General features: G+C 39.5%; 16 protein-coding genes. 10 read left to right on the top strand and 6 right to left on the bottom strand.

Features of this window, described 5'->3' with window-relative positions:
- Positions 1-54: 54 nt before the first annotated feature.
- The 7 genes from IHV12_RS03290 to IHV12_RS03260 all read left to right on the top strand — a co-directional run bounded on the left by IHV12_RS03290 (position 55) and on the right by IHV12_RS03260 (position 7,876).
- Positions 55-1,044 carry a TAXI family TRAP transporter solute-binding subunit gene (locus tag IHV12_RS03290; protein ID WP_197189794.1) on the top strand — a complete coding sequence of 330 codons (990 nt, stop codon included), beginning with the start codon at positions 55-57 and terminating at the stop codon, positions 1,042-1,044.
- A gap of 49 nt (positions 1,045-1,093) precedes the next feature.
- A complete protein-coding gene (locus IHV12_RS03285) occupies positions 1,094-1,597 on the top strand; it encodes a DUF1850 domain-containing protein (RefSeq protein ID WP_197189793.1) in 504 nt (167 codons plus the stop codon).
- Between the two features lie 52 nt (positions 1,598-1,649).
- Positions 1,650-3,575, top strand: coding sequence for a TRAP transporter permease (locus tag IHV12_RS03280; RefSeq protein WP_197190345.1), 1,926 nt, complete (start codon positions 1,650-1,652; stop codon positions 3,573-3,575).
- Positions 3,576-3,789: 214 nt separating this feature from the next.
- Complete coding sequence (locus tag IHV12_RS03275) at positions 3,790-5,409, top strand: ABC-F family ATP-binding cassette domain-containing protein (RefSeq protein ID WP_066397735.1); 1,620 nt, start codon at positions 3,790-3,792, stop codon at positions 5,407-5,409.
- A gap of 84 nt (positions 5,410-5,493) precedes the next feature.
- Positions 5,494-5,817 (top strand): MGMT family protein, encoded by a 324-nt coding sequence (locus IHV12_RS03270; protein WP_197190344.1) that lies wholly within the window; start codon positions 5,494-5,496, stop codon positions 5,815-5,817.
- Between the two features lie 25 nt (positions 5,818-5,842).
- Complete coding sequence (locus IHV12_RS03265) at positions 5,843-6,346, top strand: GNAT family N-acetyltransferase (RefSeq protein ID WP_197189792.1); 504 nt, start codon at positions 5,843-5,845, stop codon at positions 6,344-6,346.
- Between the two features lie 153 nt (positions 6,347-6,499).
- Complete coding sequence (locus IHV12_RS03260) at positions 6,500-7,876, top strand: DUF2254 domain-containing protein (protein ID WP_231619509.1); 1,377 nt, start codon at positions 6,500-6,502, stop codon at positions 7,874-7,876.
- Between the two features lie 47 nt (positions 7,877-7,923).
- On the opposite strand, the gene IHV12_RS03255 is transcribed toward IHV12_RS03260, so the two are convergent.
- Positions 7,924-8,700, bottom strand: coding sequence for a serine/threonine protein kinase (locus tag IHV12_RS03255; RefSeq protein WP_197189791.1), 777 nt, complete (start codon positions 8,698-8,700; stop codon positions 7,924-7,926).
- 45 nt (positions 8,701-8,745) lie between these two features.
- On the bottom strand, positions 8,746-8,931 hold the full coding sequence (locus IHV12_RS03250) for a hypothetical protein (RefSeq protein ID WP_197129244.1): 186 nt from the start codon (positions 8,929-8,931) through the stop codon (positions 8,746-8,748).
- Between the two features lie 239 nt (positions 8,932-9,170).
- Between IHV12_RS03250 and IHV12_RS03245 the strand changes: the two genes are divergently transcribed.
- Positions 9,171-9,401, top strand: coding sequence for a DUF2198 family protein (locus tag IHV12_RS03245; protein WP_197189790.1), 231 nt, complete (start codon positions 9,171-9,173; stop codon positions 9,399-9,401).
- Between the two features lie 15 nt (positions 9,402-9,416).
- Here IHV12_RS03245 and IHV12_RS03240 read toward each other — a convergent pair whose 3' ends face one another.
- Positions 9,417-10,289, bottom strand: coding sequence for a sulfite exporter TauE/SafE family protein (locus tag IHV12_RS03240; protein WP_197189789.1), 873 nt, complete (start codon positions 10,287-10,289; stop codon positions 9,417-9,419).
- Positions 10,290-10,530: 241 nt separating this feature from the next.
- Here IHV12_RS03240 and uvrB point away from each other — a divergent pair, with 241 nt between their 5' ends.
- Positions 10,531-12,522: an excinuclease ABC subunit UvrB gene (gene uvrB / locus IHV12_RS03235; protein WP_197189788.1), complete on the top strand. Its 1,992-nt coding sequence runs from the start codon at positions 10,531-10,533 to the stop codon at positions 12,520-12,522.
- Between the two features lie 6 nt (positions 12,523-12,528).
- Positions 12,529-15,399 carry an excinuclease ABC subunit UvrA gene (gene uvrA, locus IHV12_RS03230; protein ID WP_197189787.1) on the top strand — a complete coding sequence of 957 codons (2,871 nt, stop codon included), beginning with the start codon at positions 12,529-12,531 and terminating at the stop codon, positions 15,397-15,399.
- A gap of 60 nt (positions 15,400-15,459) precedes the next feature.
- Here the strand turns inward: uvrA and IHV12_RS03225 are convergent, their stop codons facing one another.
- From IHV12_RS03225 to IHV12_RS03215, 3 genes are all read right to left on the bottom strand, one after another.
- Positions 15,460-16,137: a response regulator transcription factor gene (locus tag IHV12_RS03225; RefSeq protein WP_197189786.1), complete on the bottom strand. Its 678-nt coding sequence runs from the start codon at positions 16,135-16,137 to the stop codon at positions 15,460-15,462.
- 96 nt (positions 16,138-16,233) lie between these two features.
- The gene (locus tag IHV12_RS03220; protein WP_197189785.1) at positions 16,234-17,658 is read right to left on the bottom strand and encodes a putative bifunctional diguanylate cyclase/phosphodiesterase; all 1,425 of its coding nucleotides are present in this window, start codon (positions 17,656-17,658) and stop codon (positions 16,234-16,236) included.
- Between the two features lie 8 nt (positions 17,659-17,666).
- Positions 17,667-18,713 (bottom strand): GGDEF domain-containing protein, encoded by a 1,047-nt coding sequence (locus IHV12_RS03215; protein ID WP_197189784.1) that lies wholly within the window; start codon positions 18,711-18,713, stop codon positions 17,667-17,669.
- Positions 18,714-18,885: the final 172 nt, after the last annotated feature.

Below are 18,885 nucleotides of genomic sequence, written 5' to 3'. Positions count from 1 at the left end.
AAGCATATGCTAAACTTTAAGAATGGACCAAATTATTCCAAAAGGAGGAAGAACATGAAAAAGGGGATCGCATTATTTTTCGTAATGATTCTAGCATTTTCACTAGCGGCTTGTGGTCAAAAAATTGACACTCCATCTGAAAAGAAAGACTCTGGTGAAAAAAGCGCTTCATTAAATCTTGATCAGATCAGTATTGTAACAGGCGGTACAGGTGGTACATATTATCCACTAGGTGGAGAGATGGCGAAGATTGTGAAGGATGAGTTAGATGTTGAAGCAAACTCTCAGGCATCAGGTGCATCTGTTGAGAACATGCAGCTGCTTCAAGATGGTGATGCTGATGTAGCGTTCACACAAACAGATATTGCTAGCTATGCAGTAGAAGGCAAGGAAATGTTTAAAGAAAAAGTTGACCAAGTATCGGGAATTGGGACACTTTATCCTGAAACGATCCAGATCGTTACATTAAAAGATAGCGGGATTAAGAGTGTTGAAGACTTAAAAGGCAAAAAGGTTTCAGTTGGAGCGCCAGGTAGTGGAACTTTTGCTAATGCTGAACAAATTCTAAAGATTCATGGTATGACAATGGAAGACATTGATGCCCAGCATCTATCGTTCGATGAGTCTACGGAAGGTATTCAAGATAAGAACATCCAAGCGGCTTTTATCACAGCAGGCACGCCAACAGGAGCTGTGGATGCATTATCTGCAACAAAACCTGTAACGATCGTACCGATTTCAGATGACAAGATTAAAGAGCTGATCGAAGCGCATCCGTATTATATTGAAGATACCGTTAAAAGCGGAACATACAAGATCGAAGCAGACGTTAAAACGGTAGCCGTACTTTCTATGCTAACTGTTCGCAAAGATATGGAAGATGATGCGGTGTATGCGATCACAAAGGCAATCTTTGAGAACACAGATAAGATCAGTCATGCAAAAGGAGAGCTTATCTCTGCTGAGAATGCAGTAAACGGTATGGGAATCGACTTCCATCCTGGAGCTAAAAAGTATTTTGAAGAAAAAGGAATCTTAAAATAAGAGGTGTTGAGCATGGACTAAGAGAGTATTCTTTAGTCCATGTATTCTTATGAAGAAAATTTTTATTAGCATACTGATCTTATTGTCTTTAACGATTGCTTCAATTGTGCCTTTTTTTAAATCAGTAGTAATTGAAGATGGCAAGACAGGTAAATCGTTAGCTTTCTTTGATGCAAAGCAAGGTAGTGAATTCAGTATTGAATACATACACTCGATTCATAAAACACCGGTTCGTGAAATCTATCAAGTTCATAACGAAGAAATTCTTCAAACTGAAATGAGGTTTCAGGAATTTGGTGTTGGCATGCCATCAGGTGCAGATGAAGGAGAAGTGTTTGCACAAAAGGGTGAGAACTATATTTTATCCAACATGAAAAGAACGTTTCCTTCATTAGATATTCGAATCGGACAAATTATAGCCAATCATACACTCCTTCTTAAAGGTCATGAATATCCCTTTTCTGGTTTAAGTGAAAAAGGATCTTGGGTTTCAATAAAAGTAGACAACTTGAATATATGGCAAAGGTTGATAGGAGGGAAAAAACTTGGATAAGAACAAGCATAACGAGCGTGAACAAATATCAGATCAAGCTGTACAAGAGCTGATGGAAAAGTATGATCCGGAAGCAGGGTTTCGGAAATTAAAAGGTGTTCTTTATTGGATTACACTCATCGGTCTTATTACCTTTTCACTATTTCAACTCTATACAGCTATTTTCGGAGTGTTGCCTGCACAGCTGCAAAGAACGATTCATCTCGGCTTTGCACTAACTTTAATCTTTTTGCTATTTCCAGCTTCTAAAAAGAAAAAAGAAGGTAAGCCACTTTTTCAAGTCGCTTGGTATGACATGATCTTGGCTGTCTTGTCTATAGCGGTAGGATCGTATTGGTACATATTTATGGACGATCTTGTGATGAGGGTCGGAAGATTAACCACTCAAGATTTCCTAATAGGGGTACTCGCAATCTTACTTGTTCTAGAAGCAACGAGAAGGGTCGTTGGGCTGCCGATCACGGTTATTGCAGGTCTATTCCTGCTTTACGCGTATATGGGACCTTATATGCCGGGCTTCTTAGAGCATAAAGGTTTGACGATCGAACGGATCGTAAGGACGATGTTCTTTACAACAGAAGGTATTTTAGGAACACCGCTTGCGGTTTCATCAACGTATATCTTTTTGTTTCTCTTATTTGGAGCCTTTCTCGTAAAGACAGGAGTGGGCGAATATTTCAATGATCTATCCATCGTCATTGCAGGAAGACGAGTCGGCGGACCTGCTAAGGTAGCGATTTTCTCGAGTGCTCTACAAGGAACGATCAGTGGAAGCTCGGTTGCTAACGTTGTAACTTCAGGGGCTTTTACGATTCCGATGATGAAACGTTTAGGTTATGATAAAAACTTTGCAGGAGCAGTTGAGGCAGCTTCCTCTACTGGTGGTCAGATCATGCCTCCTGTCATGGGCGCTGCAGCGTTTCTGATGGTTGAATTTATCGGAGGCGGTATTACCTATTGGGATATCGCCAAAGCCGCTGCCATTCCTGCCGTATTATACTTTGCAGGAATATGGATCATGACACATTTCGAAGCAAAACGTATCGGTCTTAGAGGGTTATCTCGTGAAGAGATGCCTGAAACGAAAAGAGTTATGAAACAAGTGTACCTGTTGATTCCCATCGTTGTGGTTATTCTCTTGCTTATGAGTGGTATGAGTGTAACAAAAGCTGCGCTGTGGTCCATCGTGAGTGCAATCGCGGTAGGGATGTTCAACAAGAAAACTCGCATGGGGCCGAAGCTCTTTCTTGAAGCGTTAGCAGATGGCGCGAGAACGGCTCTTGGTGTTGCAGCGGCTACAGCAGCGGCAGGTATGATCGTCGGAGTGGTCACCGTAACAGGTGTAGGTCTTAAGATGGCGAACGGTTTGCTAGAGTTATCAGGTGGGTATCTCATTCCGACATTGATCTTAACGATGATCGCATCGCTCGTACTTGGTATGGGATCACCAACAACGGCGAACTATGTCATTACTTCAACGATTGCGGCTCCAGCTATTTTATTATTTGGGGTTCCGGATCTGTCAGCTCATATGTTTGTCTTTTATTTTGGAATCATCGCAGATATCACGCCTCCGGTCGCACTGGCAGCCTTTGCCGCAGCAGGGGTTTCGGGCGGTGAACCGATACGAACCGGTATTCTCTCATCAAAACTGGCCATTGCAGCGTTTATCATTCCCTATATTTTCGTTATCTCGCCACAGCTCATGTTGATTGATACAACATGGACTGAAGCGATTTGGGTGATCTCAACGGCATTTGTAGGAATGATCGCGATTGGGGCAGGAATGATCGGCTATTGGATGCGTGCTCTTTCATGGTTAGAAAGAATAGGAGCAGTTGTGATCGGATTCTTGCTGATCTATCCAGAAGGCATGTTCAGCGCGATCGGTCTTGCAGCGTTCGCATTAATGCTTGGTACTCAGTATTGGCTTTTGAAAAAGGATAATACACAAGCACCATCTTCACCAGCGGTTTAAAAGATGATTTGCTCAGAGGCAATTGTGCTTCTGAGCTTTTTTATGTGTGCAAAGTTTAAAAAATTCAATGTGGGTAAAAGATTGTAAGGTTATACCTCTCGTATTTATGATACAATCAGTAAGTATGCATTTTTGGAGGATACGGATTTGAATATATGTATGTAGGCTGATAGAGATAGTTGGTCAGTTATATATAAAAAGGAGAGATATCCAAATGATTACGGTAACTAACGTTGGTCTTCGCTACGGCGACCGCAAGCTGTTTGAAGACGTTAATATAAAGTTTACACCAGGAAACTGCTACGGCTTGATTGGTGCGAACGGTGCGGGTAAATCTACATTCTTAAAAATTCTTTCTGGTGAGATCGAAGCACAAACAGGTGACGTTCACATGACGCCAGGCGAACGTCTAGCCGTATTGAAGCAGAACCACTTTGAGTATGAAGATCAAGAGGTAATGCAGACAGTTATTATGGGCCACGCTCGTCTTTATGAAGTGATGCAAGAGAAAGACGCGATTTATATGAAAGCTGATTTCTCAGATGAAGATGGAATTCGTGCAGCTGAACTTGAAGGTGAGTTTGCCGAACTGAACGGTTGGGAAGCTGAATCAGAAGCAGCGATCCTTCTAAAAGGTCTTGGTATTAAAGAAGATCTTCACACAAAGAAACTAGCTGAACTAACAGGTTCTGAAAAAGTAAAAGTATTGCTTGCACAAGCTCTTTTCGGTAAGCCAGATGTTCTACTTCTGGATGAGCCGACGAACAACTTAGACCTTCAAGCAATCCAATGGCTAGAAGATTTCTTGATCAATTTTGAAAACACAGTCATCGTTGTATCCCATGACCGTCACTTCTTAAACAAAGTATGTACGCACATGGCTGACCTTGATTTTGGAAAGATCCAGATCTATGTGGGTAACTATGATTTCTGGTATGAGTCTTCTCAATTAGCGCTTCGTATGGCACAAGATCAAAACAAGAAAAAAGAAGAAAAAATCAAAGAACTTCAAGCTTTCGTTGCGCGATTTAGTGCGAACGCATCTAAATCAAAACAAGCGACTTCACGTAAGAAGTTATTGGATAAAATCTCTTTAGATGATATCCGACCTTCTTCTCGTAAATATCCATATGTGAACTTTGGCATCAACCGTGAGATCGGAAATGATCTTCTTCGTGTTGAAGGTTTAACAAAAACGATCGACGGCGTAAAAGTACTTGATAACGTGAGCTTTATCATGAACAAAGACGACAAGATTGCTTTTGTAGGTAAAGAAGAGATCGCCATCACAACTCTATTTAAAATTTTAATGGGTGAGATGGAAGCGGACAGCGGAACATACAAATGGGGTGTAACAACGTCTCAAGCGTACTTCCCGCGTGATAACTCGAAGTACTTTGCTGGCAGCGAGCAGACTCTTGTTGACTGGCTTCGTCAATATTCTCCTGAAGATCAAACGGAAAGCTTCCTTCGCGGATTCTTAGGACGTATGCTCTTCTCAGGTGAAGAAGTAATGAAAAAGCCGTCTGTATTATCTGGAGGAGAGAAAGTACGTTGTATGCTTTCTAAGATGATGCTAAGCGGATCAAATGTATTGATCATGGATGATCCTACGAACCACTTGGATCTAGAATCGATCACAGCATTGAACAACGGATTAATCGGCTACAAAGGTGCATTGATGTTCACATCACATGACCATCAGTTCGTTGAAACAATCGCGAACCGTATCATTGAAATCACGCCTAAAGGAATTCTTGATAAGCAAATGTCTTATGATGAGTACTTGGCGAATGATGAATTGAAGAAGCAGCGCCAATTGATGTATCAATAAAACAACGAAGGAGTGTTAAGTCTGATCGTAGATTTAGCACTCTTTTTTTGTTTGGCTACTTATTTAAAAAAGTGAGGAGAAATGATGGAACCATTTACTGAGAAGGTCATTAAAGTCATCAAAAGCATACCGAAGGGACAAGTCATGACTTACGGACAGATTGCCCGTGTAGCTGGAAATCCGCGAAGTGCTAGACAGGTCGTGCGTATCCTTCACTCTTTGAGTAAGAAGCATGATCTGCCTTGGCACCGGGTAATTAATGCAAAAGGTGAGATCGGCATTCAAGATGAGGAATTGTTTTTTACGCAAAAGTCACTGTTAGAGAGTGAAGGCGTGCAATTTAAAGGGAAAAATAGAATGAACATCGAAGCATACAGGTATTCGCCAGATTGCGAGGATTATATTTAATTAGCATTGATAGGGAGAAATGAGTATGCAGATCAAACAGAATTCGGTATTAAAAGTAGCAGAGTTAAGGGATAAAGAAACGATCCATAATCTTATGCAGTTTTATTTTTATGATTTCTCAGAGTTTATCGACATTTACGTCGATGACAATGGAGTTTTTGGTCAGTATGCTTATCTAGATACTTATTGGGAAGAAAGTCGGCGTTTTCCTTATCTGATCGAATGGGAAGGAAAGGTAGCAGGGTTTGTATTAGTAAGTGAAGTACAAGAGGAGAACAATCAACACTGGTCGATCTCAGAATTTTTTATCATGAAAAAATTCAGGCTTAGTGGTTTGGGCAGACTTGCTGCTTATCAGGTATTTGAAAAACATAAAGGAGATTGGCAAGTTTCTCAAATAGAAGCGAACAAACCTGCACAAACATTTTGGAGAAAAGTGATCGGTGAATACACGAGTGAACAGTATAAAGAGCGTAATGAAGAGAGACGAGTCATCCAATCGTTCTGCAATAAAATAATCAAGATGTGACGTGCGATTCTATTCAATAGAATTGCTTTTTTTTATTGTGATAAACCGATAGAAAGTTTGACTTTTTTTTAATAGGGCAAAATAGGGTAGGAGCTACTTGTATCTGGAGTGTTCCCAAATAACTGTTGTTTTTACTTCTGAGGGGATGTACACATGTTTAGATTGAACCTGTTAGATAATTATTTAAAGAAATATACAAAAATGTCGGAGAGGGAACTATCACATACGGTGCAATCAAATATGTGGTTTACTCCCGTGCTCTACATGATATTTTCTGCACTATTAGTGACGGCCACATTAACAACTGATCTAAAGTACGATTTAGGAGATCAAATGCGTCCATTTTTTGCAGTCGATTATGATCTTACACGAAATCTAGTAGGAACGCTTACCGCTGCTACTCTAACTTTGACCACTTTCACGTTTAACTTGATCTTAGTTGTGTTTACGACGTTTTCTGGACAGTTTTCTCCTCGTATGTTGAAAAACTTTATAGCTAGTAAATCAACTCAGCGTGTTTTAGGTATATTTACCTCAAGTTTTATTTATATGTTGTTGAGTTTTTTATTTTTGAACAAAAGAATGGCCGAATATTATTTTGCTGTTCCTTTAGCGGCAGCTATTATTGCTGCATTTTCAATGGGAACCTTTATCTTTTTTATCAATCATGCTGTTGCTTGGCTTCAAGTGAATCAGATGACCTATGACATGAAGAATGAAGCGTTGTACATCGTAAAGAGTACATTAGAGGACGAAGTCGATCCTTATAAAGTGGATGATTTAACTACGGTAAACAGTGAGATATGTGATGAAAGCGGTAATACGATCTCAGCGCGCAAATCGGGATTTATCCAACTGGTGGATTTCATTTCTATTATGAAAGAAGCTGAACGAGATGATATTGTCATACGATTGGAGTATGCGATCGGAAGCTATGTGTATGCTACAACGCCATTTATCACCTATTGGAAAAAAGGTGAGAATGAAGTGGATGAACAAAAATATTTAGCGCTCATCAGTATTGGAAGAAGGCAAACAGAAGTTCAAGATATTGAATTTAGTATTAATAAACTTGTGGAAGTTGCGATTAGATCACTTGGAAATAATGATCCAAAAACAGCGATTAACTCCATCTATCAACTAGGTGAAGTTCTTACTACGATTTCACGTGGATCCATTTTTTCAAAGTATTTGGTAGATAAACAAAATAATCTGCGCGTCGTTTTACAAGAACGAGATTTTAGCCATTATTTATACAATGCTTTTGGATACATTCGTCACTATGCAAAAGATAATGTGATAGTATGTACGGAAATACTGAAGGTTCTTGATCTGATGGCAAAATCTCTAAATAAGCGTGATTATAATGCAGTCTGGGAATTCGGGATTTTAACCGCAAGCGGGTTAGAAAATCAATTCTTATTTGCTTTAGATTATCAACAATTTCATCGAGCGCTGCAGAATCTTTCCGTGACGACAAATCATGAAAAAGAGTATGAGGATTTCTTATTTAAAAGTAAACAACCGTAGATGCAGCTATAGAATATGAAAAAGCCCGGTTTAAGTACCGAGCTTTTTTATATGGAGCGCAATGCTTTTTGAACGTCCGATGCCGAATGAAACGGCTCGTCAAGTTGAAGCATTTTTCGAAGAACATATTTAAGTGAGGATGAAATTTCTAACTCTTCTTCCCAGCTCGCCTCTTTCTTCGTTTGGGGCACGTAAGTTGAGTAAAGAAGAAACAAGGCAAAATGACCGAGAGCAAACAGGTCGCTTTCCACTTTAACAGCCCGCATCCGAAGTTTCTCCGGATGATCATGGGGCTCTTCAATCTCATGGTCTATGTCTGATAAATAACAAGCAAGTCCAAAATCAATCACGATCAGTGTTTTATTACGTTGAATGATATTTGGAATACGAAGGTCTCGATGTATGATCCCTTTCTGGTGAAAGCGTTCAGTAATAGTTAAAAGCTCTAGCAATATCGTAATCGTTTCTTTTTCGTCGAATGTTTGATTATCACGAAAAATTAGATCTTCGAATGTATCTCCCTTGATCCATTCCATAGCGATAAAGTGACCTTGTTCATCTTGAAAGGTATTCAATAGCTTCGGTACAGGGTGTTTCTGCAGCGCTTCTAAAATTTGAGACTCTCTTTGGAAAGAAAGAAGACCTGTTGTGGTCTTTGCTTTAGTGTTCCGAAGCTGTTTTAGTACGATGATCTCATCTGTATGCGTATCAAGTGCTAGGTACGTAATACCGTAACTACCCATTCCTAGAACTTCTTGAATAAGATATTGATCATGAACAAGGTTTCTAGCTTTAATAGGTCTGTCCCAAAACGTTCTTTGCATACCTTTCCATAGTTCAGCTATCATGTTGTTTGAATGCTACTCAGATCAGGAGCTAAAGAAGCTGCTTCTCTTTTTCTTTTTATAATGCTTGTGTCCATATCCACCATAATGCTTCTTGCCAAAATCACTGCTGCTGTATTTCTTGTAGCTTTTCTTATATTTGTAGCCTGAGCTGCTGTACCTCTTATGGCTGCTTTGACCTAATAGTGATTTTAATAGTTTCTTTAACATGAAAAATCATCTCCTTTGAAAATCCTTGTTAATCATATTCGTCCTTTTCAAGCATTATCCTACTGTACGTACTTTTAAACAAAAAGTTTCAAAGAGAAGGGGTCTGACCCCAAACAATTTATTTCCCGCAACAATTTCCTTGTTTTTGTCTAGTGAGTTTTGTTAAATTTAGAGAGGTATAATAGAACGTTTACAAAAGTTATGTTTTTTGGTGTTCAAGGAGAGGGGTTCTTCGTTTCATGTCGGAGTATATTGTCGCAGCTTTATTGCCGTTTGGTCTACAGCTGCTATTTAATAGAGTGTTGTTTACTAAGTACTTACCTTTAGCGATTACTGTTGTTATCTTAATTTTTGGTTTTGATGGCTTGAATCAACCGTTGCCTCTCCAAATCGTTGCCTTAATATCTACGATCATAGGCTTCTTACTGGGACTTAAAATTTATAACAAACAAAAAAGAAAAGTAAGATAAAAAAAGACGTCACCTTCACGAGGTAGACGTCTTTCTTTTTGTATGAGTGATCGTTTCTTTTAAGAAAAGTACGAGCATGGATAGCACATATAGTGTAATGATACCTAGACCAGCTTTATCAAGATGAACGAGCTTCAGTACTACTGAGCTTAAGATCGTGATGTATAGAGCACCTAGATATTTTTGAATCTGTTCGCTGGAATAGATGGTTGTGAGCTTTGCACCTAGTTGAGTCCCGACCAACGCCCCTAAAATAAGCAGGAGGCCAAGTTTATAATCAATCTGTACACTTGATGCGTACGTTAAGAAACCAGCACTTACGATGAAAAACACACTGACTAAGCTCGTCCCAACTGCTTTTCTAGAAGGGAACTTCATTAATGAAATGAGCATTGGAACCATTACAAATCCTCCGCCGACTCCTAATGTCGTAGAAATGAATCCTCCTGTAAATCCAATAAAGACTGCTTTCGGCCAAGAGAAATAGATCTCAGTAGTGCTTTGCTCTATATTCTTGCGTTTTGTTTGCTTATAAAGCAGGGAAAGAGCAAAGTAGGCAAGAAGAACAATATAAAATATTGGGATGATCGTATCGTCGTAACCCATCTTCTCTAACCATACTACAAGTGGATGAGCGACCTGTGTGGCAACGATTCCTACAATTCCTAAAACAGCAGCAGTTTTCCATATAATATTCTTAAATCTAAGATGAGCAGCAACGCCTGAAACACTTGTCCCGATTGAGTACATAAGACTCGTCCCGATCGCTGAAAGAGGCGGGAGACCGAACAAGATTAGAACAGGTGTCAGAATAAAGCCACCACCTATTCCGAAAATACCTGAAAAGATGCCGATGCATAAACCTAGCAGTATATAAAAAAACTCCATTTTAAAACTCCTTTAAAAGGGACACACCTTTTACAATTTTTCCGAAAGCCTTGGTAATGCTAGCGGGAAATGGGGTCAGACCCCACACAATTTATTTCCCAACAAGCGCCTACCTTTAAGTATAACACTTTACTTTCCTTCCAGAAACTTCTGCGAATATTTGTTCGTAATTATTAGGTTTTTGGATAGGGGCTGTGCTATAATTTGAGTAACCAGAATTTAGGAACGGAGGTTCGGTTTTGTGAGTCAAAGTCAATTGTTCGAAATCAAATCAAACTATCAGCCACAAGGGGATCAGCCCGCAGCGATCCAACATCTTGTGAACAATATAAACGCAGGAAAGAAGAGTATGACCCTGCTTGGTGCGACCGGAACAGGGAAGACGTTTACGGTATCCAACGTTATTCAGGAAGTAAACAAACCGACTCTTGTTATTGCTCATAACAAAACATTAGCCGGACAGCTTTACAGTGAGTTGAAAGAATTTTTTCCGAACAACGCAGTTGAGTATTTTGTATCGTATTACGATTATTATCAGCCAGAAGCATACATCGCACATTCTGATACGTATATCGAAAAAGATGCAAGCATTAATGATGAGATCGATAAACTTCGCCACTCGGCTACTTCATCACTTTTTGAACGCAAAGACGTTATTATTGTGGCCAGCGTATCGTGTATTTATGGTCTAGGTTCACCTGAAGAATATAAAGACATGGTGATCTCCTTAAGAGAAGGAATGGAGAAAGACCGTGATCAGCTTTTACGTGATCTCGTAGATGTTCAATACAACCGAAATGATATTAACTTTACTCGAGGTACGTTCCGAGTTAGAGGAGATGTCGTGGAAATCTTCCCAGCCTCACGCGACGAACATTGTCTTCGTGTGGAGTTTTTTGGTGATGAGATCGACCGCATCACTGAAGTGGACGCACTAACAGGGGAAATTCTTGGTGAACGTAAACACGTTGCCATTTTTCCGGCTTCCCACTTCGTAACACGTGAAGAGAAGATGAAGGTAGCAATCAAGCGAATTGAAGCTGAACTGGAAGATCGTCTAAAAGAATTGAATGAAGCGGGAAAACTTTTAGAAGCACAGCGTCTCGAACAGCGTACAAGGTACGACCTGGAGATGATGGCGGAAATGGGATTCTGTTCAGGAATCGAGAACTACTCTGTTCATCTGACTCTAAGACCATTAGGTTCAACGCCTTACACACTTCTAGACTATTTTCCGGATGATTCATTGATTGTCATCGATGAGTCCCATGTTACTCTCCCGCAGATTCGTGGAATGTTTAATGGAGACCAAGCGAGAAAAGGCGTCCTTGTCGATCATGGATTCCGACTGCCTTCCGCAAAAGATAACCGTCCGTTAACGTTCGATGAATTTGAGCGTTATACTAAGTTTCAGCACATTTACGTATCAGCAACACCTGGTCCTTATGAGCTCGAGCATGCACCTGATCCGGTCGAGCAGATTATTCGTCCAACAGGGCTCTTAGATCCTACACTAGAAGTTCGTCCGATCAAAGGTCAGATCGATGATTTACTAGGTGAGATCAACGAAAGAATTGAGAAAAATGAACGAGTTCTTGTTACTACCTTAACGAAAAAGATGTCTGAAGATCTTACCGATTATTTTGTAGAACTCGGCATAAAAGTTCGTTATCTGCATTCAGAAATTAAGACGTTAGAACGGATTCAGATCATACGCGATCTGCGTCTTGGTGTTTTTGATGTACTCGTCGGTATTAATTTGCTGCGAGAAGGGTTAGATATTCCTGAAGTTTCTCTCGTTGCCATTTTAGATGCAGATAAAGAAGGTTTCTTACGTTCAGAACGCTCTCTTATTCAAACGATCGGTCGTGCTGCTCGTAACTCAAACGGTCACGTTATTATGTATGGAGATAAGATTACAAAGTCCATGCAGATCGCGATTGATGAGACGCAGCGCAGACGTCAGAAACAGATGGAACACAACGAAAAGCATGGAATCACGCCGACAACGATTAAAAAAGAAGTGCGTGATGTGATTCGTGCGACTCAAGCTGCCGAAGATACAGAAACGTATACAAGTTCAAAAGCTCCTAAGCAAAAGATGAGCAAGAAAGATCGCGAAGCGTTTATCGAACGTATGGAAAAAGAGATGAAGGATGCTGCAAAGAACCTTCAGTTCGAGCGTGCAGCAGAGCTTCGTGACCTCATTCTTGAGTTAAAAGCGGAAGGATGATAGCAGTTGGCTACCAATCAAAACATAATTGTAAAGGGTGCTAGAGCCCATAATTTAAAGAATATAGATATTACGATCCCGCGTGATAAGCTGGTTGTTTTAACTGGCTTATCTGGTTCGGGTAAATCTTCACTTGCTTTCGATACGATTTATGCAGAAGGACAGCGCCGTTACGTTGAATCTCTTTCTGCTTATGCCCGTCAGTTTCTCGGACAGATGGACAAGCCGGATGTAGACTCAATCGAAGGTCTGTCACCTGCTATTTCGATCGATCAAAAAACAACAAGCCGTAACCCTCGCTCAACAGTAGGTACGGTTACAGAAATCTATGACTATCTTCGACTTTTATTCGCACGTATCGGTCGACCGGTATGTCCAGTTCATAACGTAGAGATCACCTCTCAAACGATTGAACAAATGGTAGACCGGATTTTAGAATATCCTGAACGTACAAAGCTCCAAATTTTAGCTCCTGTTGTTTCCGGTCGAAAGGGAGAACACGTTAAAGCGCTTGAAGATATTAAGAAACAAGGGTATGTTCGTGTTCGAATCGACGGTGAGATGCGTGAGATCTCTGAGGAAATTAAGCTTGAGAAAAATAAAAAACATACGATTGAAATCGTGATCGACCGTATCGTCGTAAAAGAAGGAGTCGCTACTCGTCTGGCTGACTCTCTTGAGGCGGCACTCAACCTTGGTGGTGGAAGTGTAGTCGTTGATGTGATGGAAGAAGAGGAGCTTCTATTCTCTCAAAACCATGCTTGTCCTCATTGCGGATTTTCGATTGGTGAACTAGAACCTCGTTTGTTTTCATTTAACAGTCCATTCGGGGCGTGCTCTTCGTGTGATGGCTTAGGAGTAAAACTCGAAGTAGATCCAGAGCTTGTTATTCCAGATTGGAGTCGTACTTTACGAGACAGCGCCATCGCACCTTGGGAACCGATTAGCTCGCAGTATTATCCGCAGCTTCTTGAAAGTATCTGTAACCACTTTGGTATTGATATGGATGTACCCGTTGAATCTCTGCCAAAAGATCAGATGGATAAAATTTTAAACGGAAGTAAAGAGTATCTTACATTCACGTATAAAAATGATTTCGGTCAAGTACGTAAAAATGAGATTCAATTTGAAGGCGTATTAGGCAACATTCAGCGCAGATATCGTGAAACGAGTTCAGATTATATTCGTGAGCAGATGGAAGGATATATGGCACAAAAGCCATGTCCGACTTGTAAAGGACATCGTCTGAAAAAAGAAGCTCTTTCTGTTTTAATTAACGGAAGACATATCGGTGAAACGACTGCTCTTTCCATAACAGAAGCAAAGAACTTCTTCGATAACCTCGATCTGACGAATAAAGAACGTGCAATAGCGAAGCTGATTCTCCGCGAAATCGTGGATCGTTCAGGTTTCTTGATCAATGTTGGACTAGACTATTTAACGCTAAGCCGAGCGGCTGGTACGCTATCTGGTGGTGAAGCACAGCGTATTCGTCTTGCGACTCAAGTGGGGTCACGTTTGATGGGCGTTCTTTATATTCTTGATGAGCCGTCAATCGGCCTTCATCAGAGAGATAATGACCGACTGATTAGAACACTCGAAGAAATGCGTTCTCTTGGAAATACGCTGATCGTCGTTGAGCATGATGAAGATACGATGCTAGCAGCAGATTATGTCATCGATATCGGTCCTGGTGCCGGTGCACATGGTGGTGTGATCACATCACAAGGTACACCACAAGAGATTATGGAAGACCCAGCTTCACTAACAGGGCAATACCTGTCAGGTAAGAAGTTTATTCCTCTTCCAAAAGAAAGACGTAAGCCAGATGGAAGATATATTGAAGTAAAAGGTGCAACAGAAAACAACTTAAAGAACGTTTCTGCTAAGATCCCATTAGGGTTGTTTACAGGAGTGACAGGTGTGTCTGGTTCTGGTAAGAGTACCCTCGTCAATGAGATCCTGCACAAAGCACTTGCACAAAAGCTGCACCGTGCAAAGGACAAGCCTGGTGCACATAAGTCGATTAAGGGTCTAGAACATATCGATAAAGTTATTGATATCGACCAATCCCCAATTGGCAGAACGCCACGATCAAATCCAGCAACATATACGGGAGTATTTGATGATATTCGTGATGTGTTTGCATCAACGAATGAAGCAAAGGTACGTGGTTATAAAAAGGGACGTTTTTCTTTCAATGTAAAAGGTGGACGATGTGAAGCATGCCGTGGAGATGGAATCATAAAAATTGAGATGCATTTCTTGCCGGATGTATACGTACCATGTGAAGTTTGTCATGGTAAACGTTATAACAGAGAAACGCTAGAAGTGAAGTATAAAGGGAAAAACATCGCTGACATCTTAGATATGACGGTGGAAGATTCAGTTGAGTTCTTTGCTAATATTCCTAAGATCAATCGGAAGCTTCAGACTATTCTTGATGTAGGGCTTGGTTATATTAAACTTGGTCAATCGGCTACCACTCTTTCTGGGGGAGAAGCACAGCGTGTGAAGCTCGCGTCACAGCTTCATAAGCGTTCTACGGGGAAAACGATCTACATTTTAGATGAACCTACAACTGGTCTTCACGTAGATGATATTTCTCGTTTGCTAGTCGTTCTTCAAAGACTTGTTGATAACGGAGATTCTGTACTTGTTATTGAGCATAATCTTGATGTCATCAAACAGTGTGATCATTTAGTCGACCTTGGACCTGAAGGTGGGGACAAGGGCGGTATGATCGTTGGTGCAGGTACACCAGAGGAGTTAGCTGAAATTGAAGCTTCTCACACCGGTCGTTATCTTGCTCCAATCTTAAAACGTGATAAGAAACGTATGACTGGAAAGATTAAAGAAAAAGAAACAATTAAATAGACTATTAAACAATAGGTTATTAAAGAAAGGAGGGTGTATAATATCACCCTCCTTTTTTTATTAAAAGAGATGAGTTGGAAGGAAAGGAACAATCCCATTGATCCAACCATTTTGATAAGCTTTAATTACTGCTGAAGTCCTGTCCTTAACGGTTAGTTTTTTTAGAAGTGATGCGACGTGATTTTTTATGGTGTTCTCACTGAGGAAGATAGATTGAGAAATTTCCCTGTTACTCATACCGATTGAAAGCAATTCAAGAACTTCCCACTCTCTTTCAGTAAGGAGTTCTTGAGGTCGGGGTGGTAATAAAGGTTTTTTTAATAGAATGTACTCTTCCCATATCAAGAACGAGATCGCTTGTGGCATATATTTTTGCCCACAAAATAGTAGGGTGATTGCGTGCATCATGAGACTCGGATCCATATTTTTTAGAAGGACCCCGTGAATGTTAAATGTAAGACATTCTAAAAGCAATGAAGCTTGTTGGTCGATGCTTGGAACAAAGAGAACAACTCTAACATCTTGCTTCATAAAATGCTGAATCATCTCAACAACATTGAAATGCTTAATCCCCAGGTCAATAAAAACGATATCAATGTTTTTGGCTAATTTATAAAGTGGATTATGTTTATGACTTTCTATGGATGTGATAAAAATTTCATCCATTTCTCTTAAAAGCATGTGCTGCAGTGAGTCTTTAAAGATTCTATCATCATCAATCACTAATATATGAATCATAGGATGTGAGCACCTCACTAATCATGTATTTTGCTATTCATAGAGTAAAACGTTTAGAAAATGCTGCTCCCTGCTGCACTCCTATCTATTGCTTAGCTAAACCTCCCTATTTGCTAAAGGCGAATAATATAGAATTAATTGTTCGATTTCTTCAGAAGGTAGTGGCTTGCTAAAGTAGTAACCTTGAATCTCGTCACAGCATTCAGCTTCTAAAAAAGCAAGCTGCTCTTTGTTTTCAACTCCCTCAGCTAAAACAAAAAGATTCATACTATGTCCCATCGTAATGATCGCTCTAATAATGGATTCATTGACCGTTGACTTTTCGTGTAGAAAGGTTTGGTCGATCTTCAAACGTTTGATAGGAAACTGGCTTAAGTACTTCAGTGAAGAATATCCTGTTCCGAAATCGTCTAAAGCAATGCTTATACCCATTTCTTTAAAACGATTTAGAACTTTAAGGATATAACCTTCTTTAACAATGGCAATGCTCTCAGTAATTTCAAGTTCTAAGAATTGAGGATCAAGTTGGGTTCTTTTTAAGATGTTACTCACTATCTTTGGAAAGTCACTATGAAGTAGTTGAGCAATTGAAATGTTTACCGAGCATCGAAGAGGGGGAAACCCAGAGTCTTGCCAAAGTTTATTTTGTTTGCAAGCTTCCTCGAGCACCCATTCTCCAACTGAAAAGATGATTCCTAATTTTTCAGCTAATGGAATAAAGTCTGAAGGTGAAATGAGTCCTAAATGTGGATGGTTCCACCGGATCAAAGCTTCTATTCCGATTAGCTGTTTTGTTTTTATAGACCATTGAGGTTGATACACTAATGAAAACTCTTTACGTTTTAAGGCATGCCTTAATTCATTTTCAAATGTGAGCTGATGTCCCGTAAACTTGTTCAACATGCCATTGTAGATCTTAAAATTATTTTTGCCTTCTTCTTTAACCCGGCACATTGCAATATCTGCAGTCTTTATTAGTCCGAGTACATTATGACCAGCGAAAGGGTACACGCTCACACCTATACTTACACTCACAAAAAGTTCGTTATTATCAATGTAAAAGGGAAGTTTAAAAAGCCCCATAACCTCTTTACAAAAGTTTGTTATGTCTTGTTCATTTTGAGCGTCTTCTATAAAGATCAAGAATTCATCACCGTTCATTCTTGATAAAGCTTTGGAGTTACTTCCTAACGACTGTAGTCTAACAGCTACCTCTTTTAAAAGAGCATCTCCATTTAAAATGCCTAGAGTATCGTTGACTATTTTAAAACGATCTAGTCCGATCTTAACAACAGCCAGTTTCTTACGACTTCTTTCGGCATTTATTAAGGCGAAGGTAAGCTCCTTTTTGAATGATTTTAGATTTGGTAATAGTGTTAATTCATCATAAAAAGTCATCTTATTCAGTTTTGTTTCTAACTTTTTTATTTGAAGATACAGTTCTTGCATTTGAGTATGGATCGTTGATTCTTCAACTGGTATTGGTTCAGCAAGTTGAACAGTGTTTTTCTTGCTCTTCATATAGCACCTCAATTCACTGTTTTTTCTAGAGCTTTATCCAAATTCAAATCTTGGTAGATCGTGAGTCTGTTTCGTCCTTCTTTTTTTGAAGTATAAAGGGCGTGATCGGCTTCAAAGATAAGCTGTTCAAGCGATTTTTTATCTTGGATGGATGCTAGACTTGCACCAACTGAAATCGTAATTTTCCCTTGTGGTTGGCTTTCTTCACCTAAAAATATAAAATCTTCAACTTTGTTGATTAGGGCCGAGAGATGAGAACTTACTTCATTCGGAACAGGATTAGGGATGCAGATAATAAATTCCTCGCCACCATACCTGGCAATAAAATCCGAACTTCTTTTATGTTCTAGAAACAGCGTAGATATTTCTCTTAATGTTCGGTCACCCATCAGATGACCGTTCGCATCGTTATATGTCTTAAAGTAATCGATGTCCATCATCACAATACATACAGAAATCTTATTTTGAAAATAAGAGTTTACATGCTTCCGGAAGTAAGAAATGTTTGGTAAGCCTGTTAAGAAATCATGAGTGGATTGGTATTCCAGAGTTTTTCTAAAGTTTAATGTAAAGTGTGCATTATTTATGATGTATACCATGGCTAAGATGGCAAAATAACAAAAAAGAGTCTGATGGAAATTCACTAGAGATAAAGTTTTAGGTGTGAATGGTGATGCAAGATACATGATGATTTCTCCGGTCAACTGAAAAACTAAAAAGACGAAAGAAACTCTTTTGAAAGATAATCGTGAATCATAAGGCGTAATACCATGTAGGTAGTGAAAAAGAGCGCCGATAAAACTCACATAAAAAATAGAGCCAATTCCAAGCCAAACATTAGGTTCACCCATTAAATATCTAGCAAAAGAAACTATTAAACTAGAGAATAAAGCGCCATACCAACCACTTATATAGGCAAAAATAAGTAAAGGAGCGGCACGGAGGTCGATGAGAACTCCTTCCAACTGATAAGATTCGGTCATGATAATAATTGCCATCATGCTATAAAGAATAGAAAAATAGAAGTTTTTTCTGTGCCTCAAATCATGATTCATATATTCTCCAAGCTTTGTAATAAGAAAAAGGAAGGTAATAATAAGGGTTAAGTTATGGATATAGGTTGTAATTAAGTAGTTGATCAGCATCTTAAACTTCCTTTTAGAGAAAATGATTCAATACATATAAATGTTTTTATCTAGCTACAGTAAGGTATTAGTAGAAAATCCA

The organism is Fictibacillus sp. 7GRE50 (genome assembly GCF_015903875.1).
Lineage (GTDB): Bacteria > Bacillota > Bacilli > Bacillales > Fictibacillaceae > Fictibacillus > Fictibacillus phosphorivorans.
The sequence above is the reverse complement of the archived record's forward strand: the minus strand, read 5'-3'. Positions and strand labels throughout refer to the sequence as shown.

Excerpts from the sequence above, each read along its gene's own strand:
- IHV12_RS03240 (WP_197189789.1), bottom strand. The coding sequence starts at position 10,289 with ATGGAGTTTTTTTATATACTGCTAGGTTTATGCATCGGCATCTTTTCA.
- IHV12_RS03220 (WP_197189785.1), bottom strand. The coding sequence starts at position 17,658 with ATGAAGAGCAAGAAAAACACTGTTCAACTTGCTGAACCAATACCAGTT.
- IHV12_RS03250 (WP_197129244.1), bottom strand. The coding sequence starts at position 8,931 with ATGTTAAAGAAACTATTAAAATCACTATTAGGTCAAAGCAGCCATAAG.
- IHV12_RS03215 (WP_197189784.1), bottom strand. The coding sequence starts at position 18,713 with ATGAATCATGATTTGAGGCACAGAAAAAACTTCTATTTTTCTATTCTT.
- IHV12_RS03270 (WP_197190344.1), top strand. The coding sequence starts at position 5,494 with ATGGAACCATTTACTGAGAAGGTCATTAAAGTCATCAAAAGCATACCG.
- IHV12_RS03290 (WP_197189794.1), top strand. The coding sequence starts at position 55 with ATGAAAAAGGGGATCGCATTATTTTTCGTAATGATTCTAGCATTTTCA.
- IHV12_RS03265 (WP_197189792.1), top strand. The coding sequence starts at position 5,843 with ATGCAGATCAAACAGAATTCGGTATTAAAAGTAGCAGAGTTAAGGGAT.
- IHV12_RS03225 (WP_197189786.1), bottom strand. The coding sequence starts at position 16,137 with ATGATTCATATATTAGTGATTGATGATGATAGAATCTTTAAAGACTCA.
- IHV12_RS03275 (WP_066397735.1), top strand. The coding sequence starts at position 3,790 with ATGATTACGGTAACTAACGTTGGTCTTCGCTACGGCGACCGCAAGCTG.
- IHV12_RS03260 (WP_231619509.1), top strand. The coding sequence starts at position 6,500 with ATGTTTAGATTGAACCTGTTAGATAATTATTTAAAGAAATATACAAAA.
- IHV12_RS03285 (WP_197189793.1), top strand. The coding sequence starts at position 1,094 with ATGAAGAAAATTTTTATTAGCATACTGATCTTATTGTCTTTAACGATT.
- IHV12_RS03280 (WP_197190345.1), top strand. The coding sequence starts at position 1,650 with ATGGAAAAGTATGATCCGGAAGCAGGGTTTCGGAAATTAAAAGGTGTT.
- IHV12_RS03255 (WP_197189791.1), bottom strand. The coding sequence starts at position 8,700 with ATGCAAAGAACGTTTTGGGACAGACCTATTAAAGCTAGAAACCTTGTT.
- IHV12_RS03245 (WP_197189790.1), top strand. The coding sequence starts at position 9,171 with ATGTCGGAGTATATTGTCGCAGCTTTATTGCCGTTTGGTCTACAGCTG.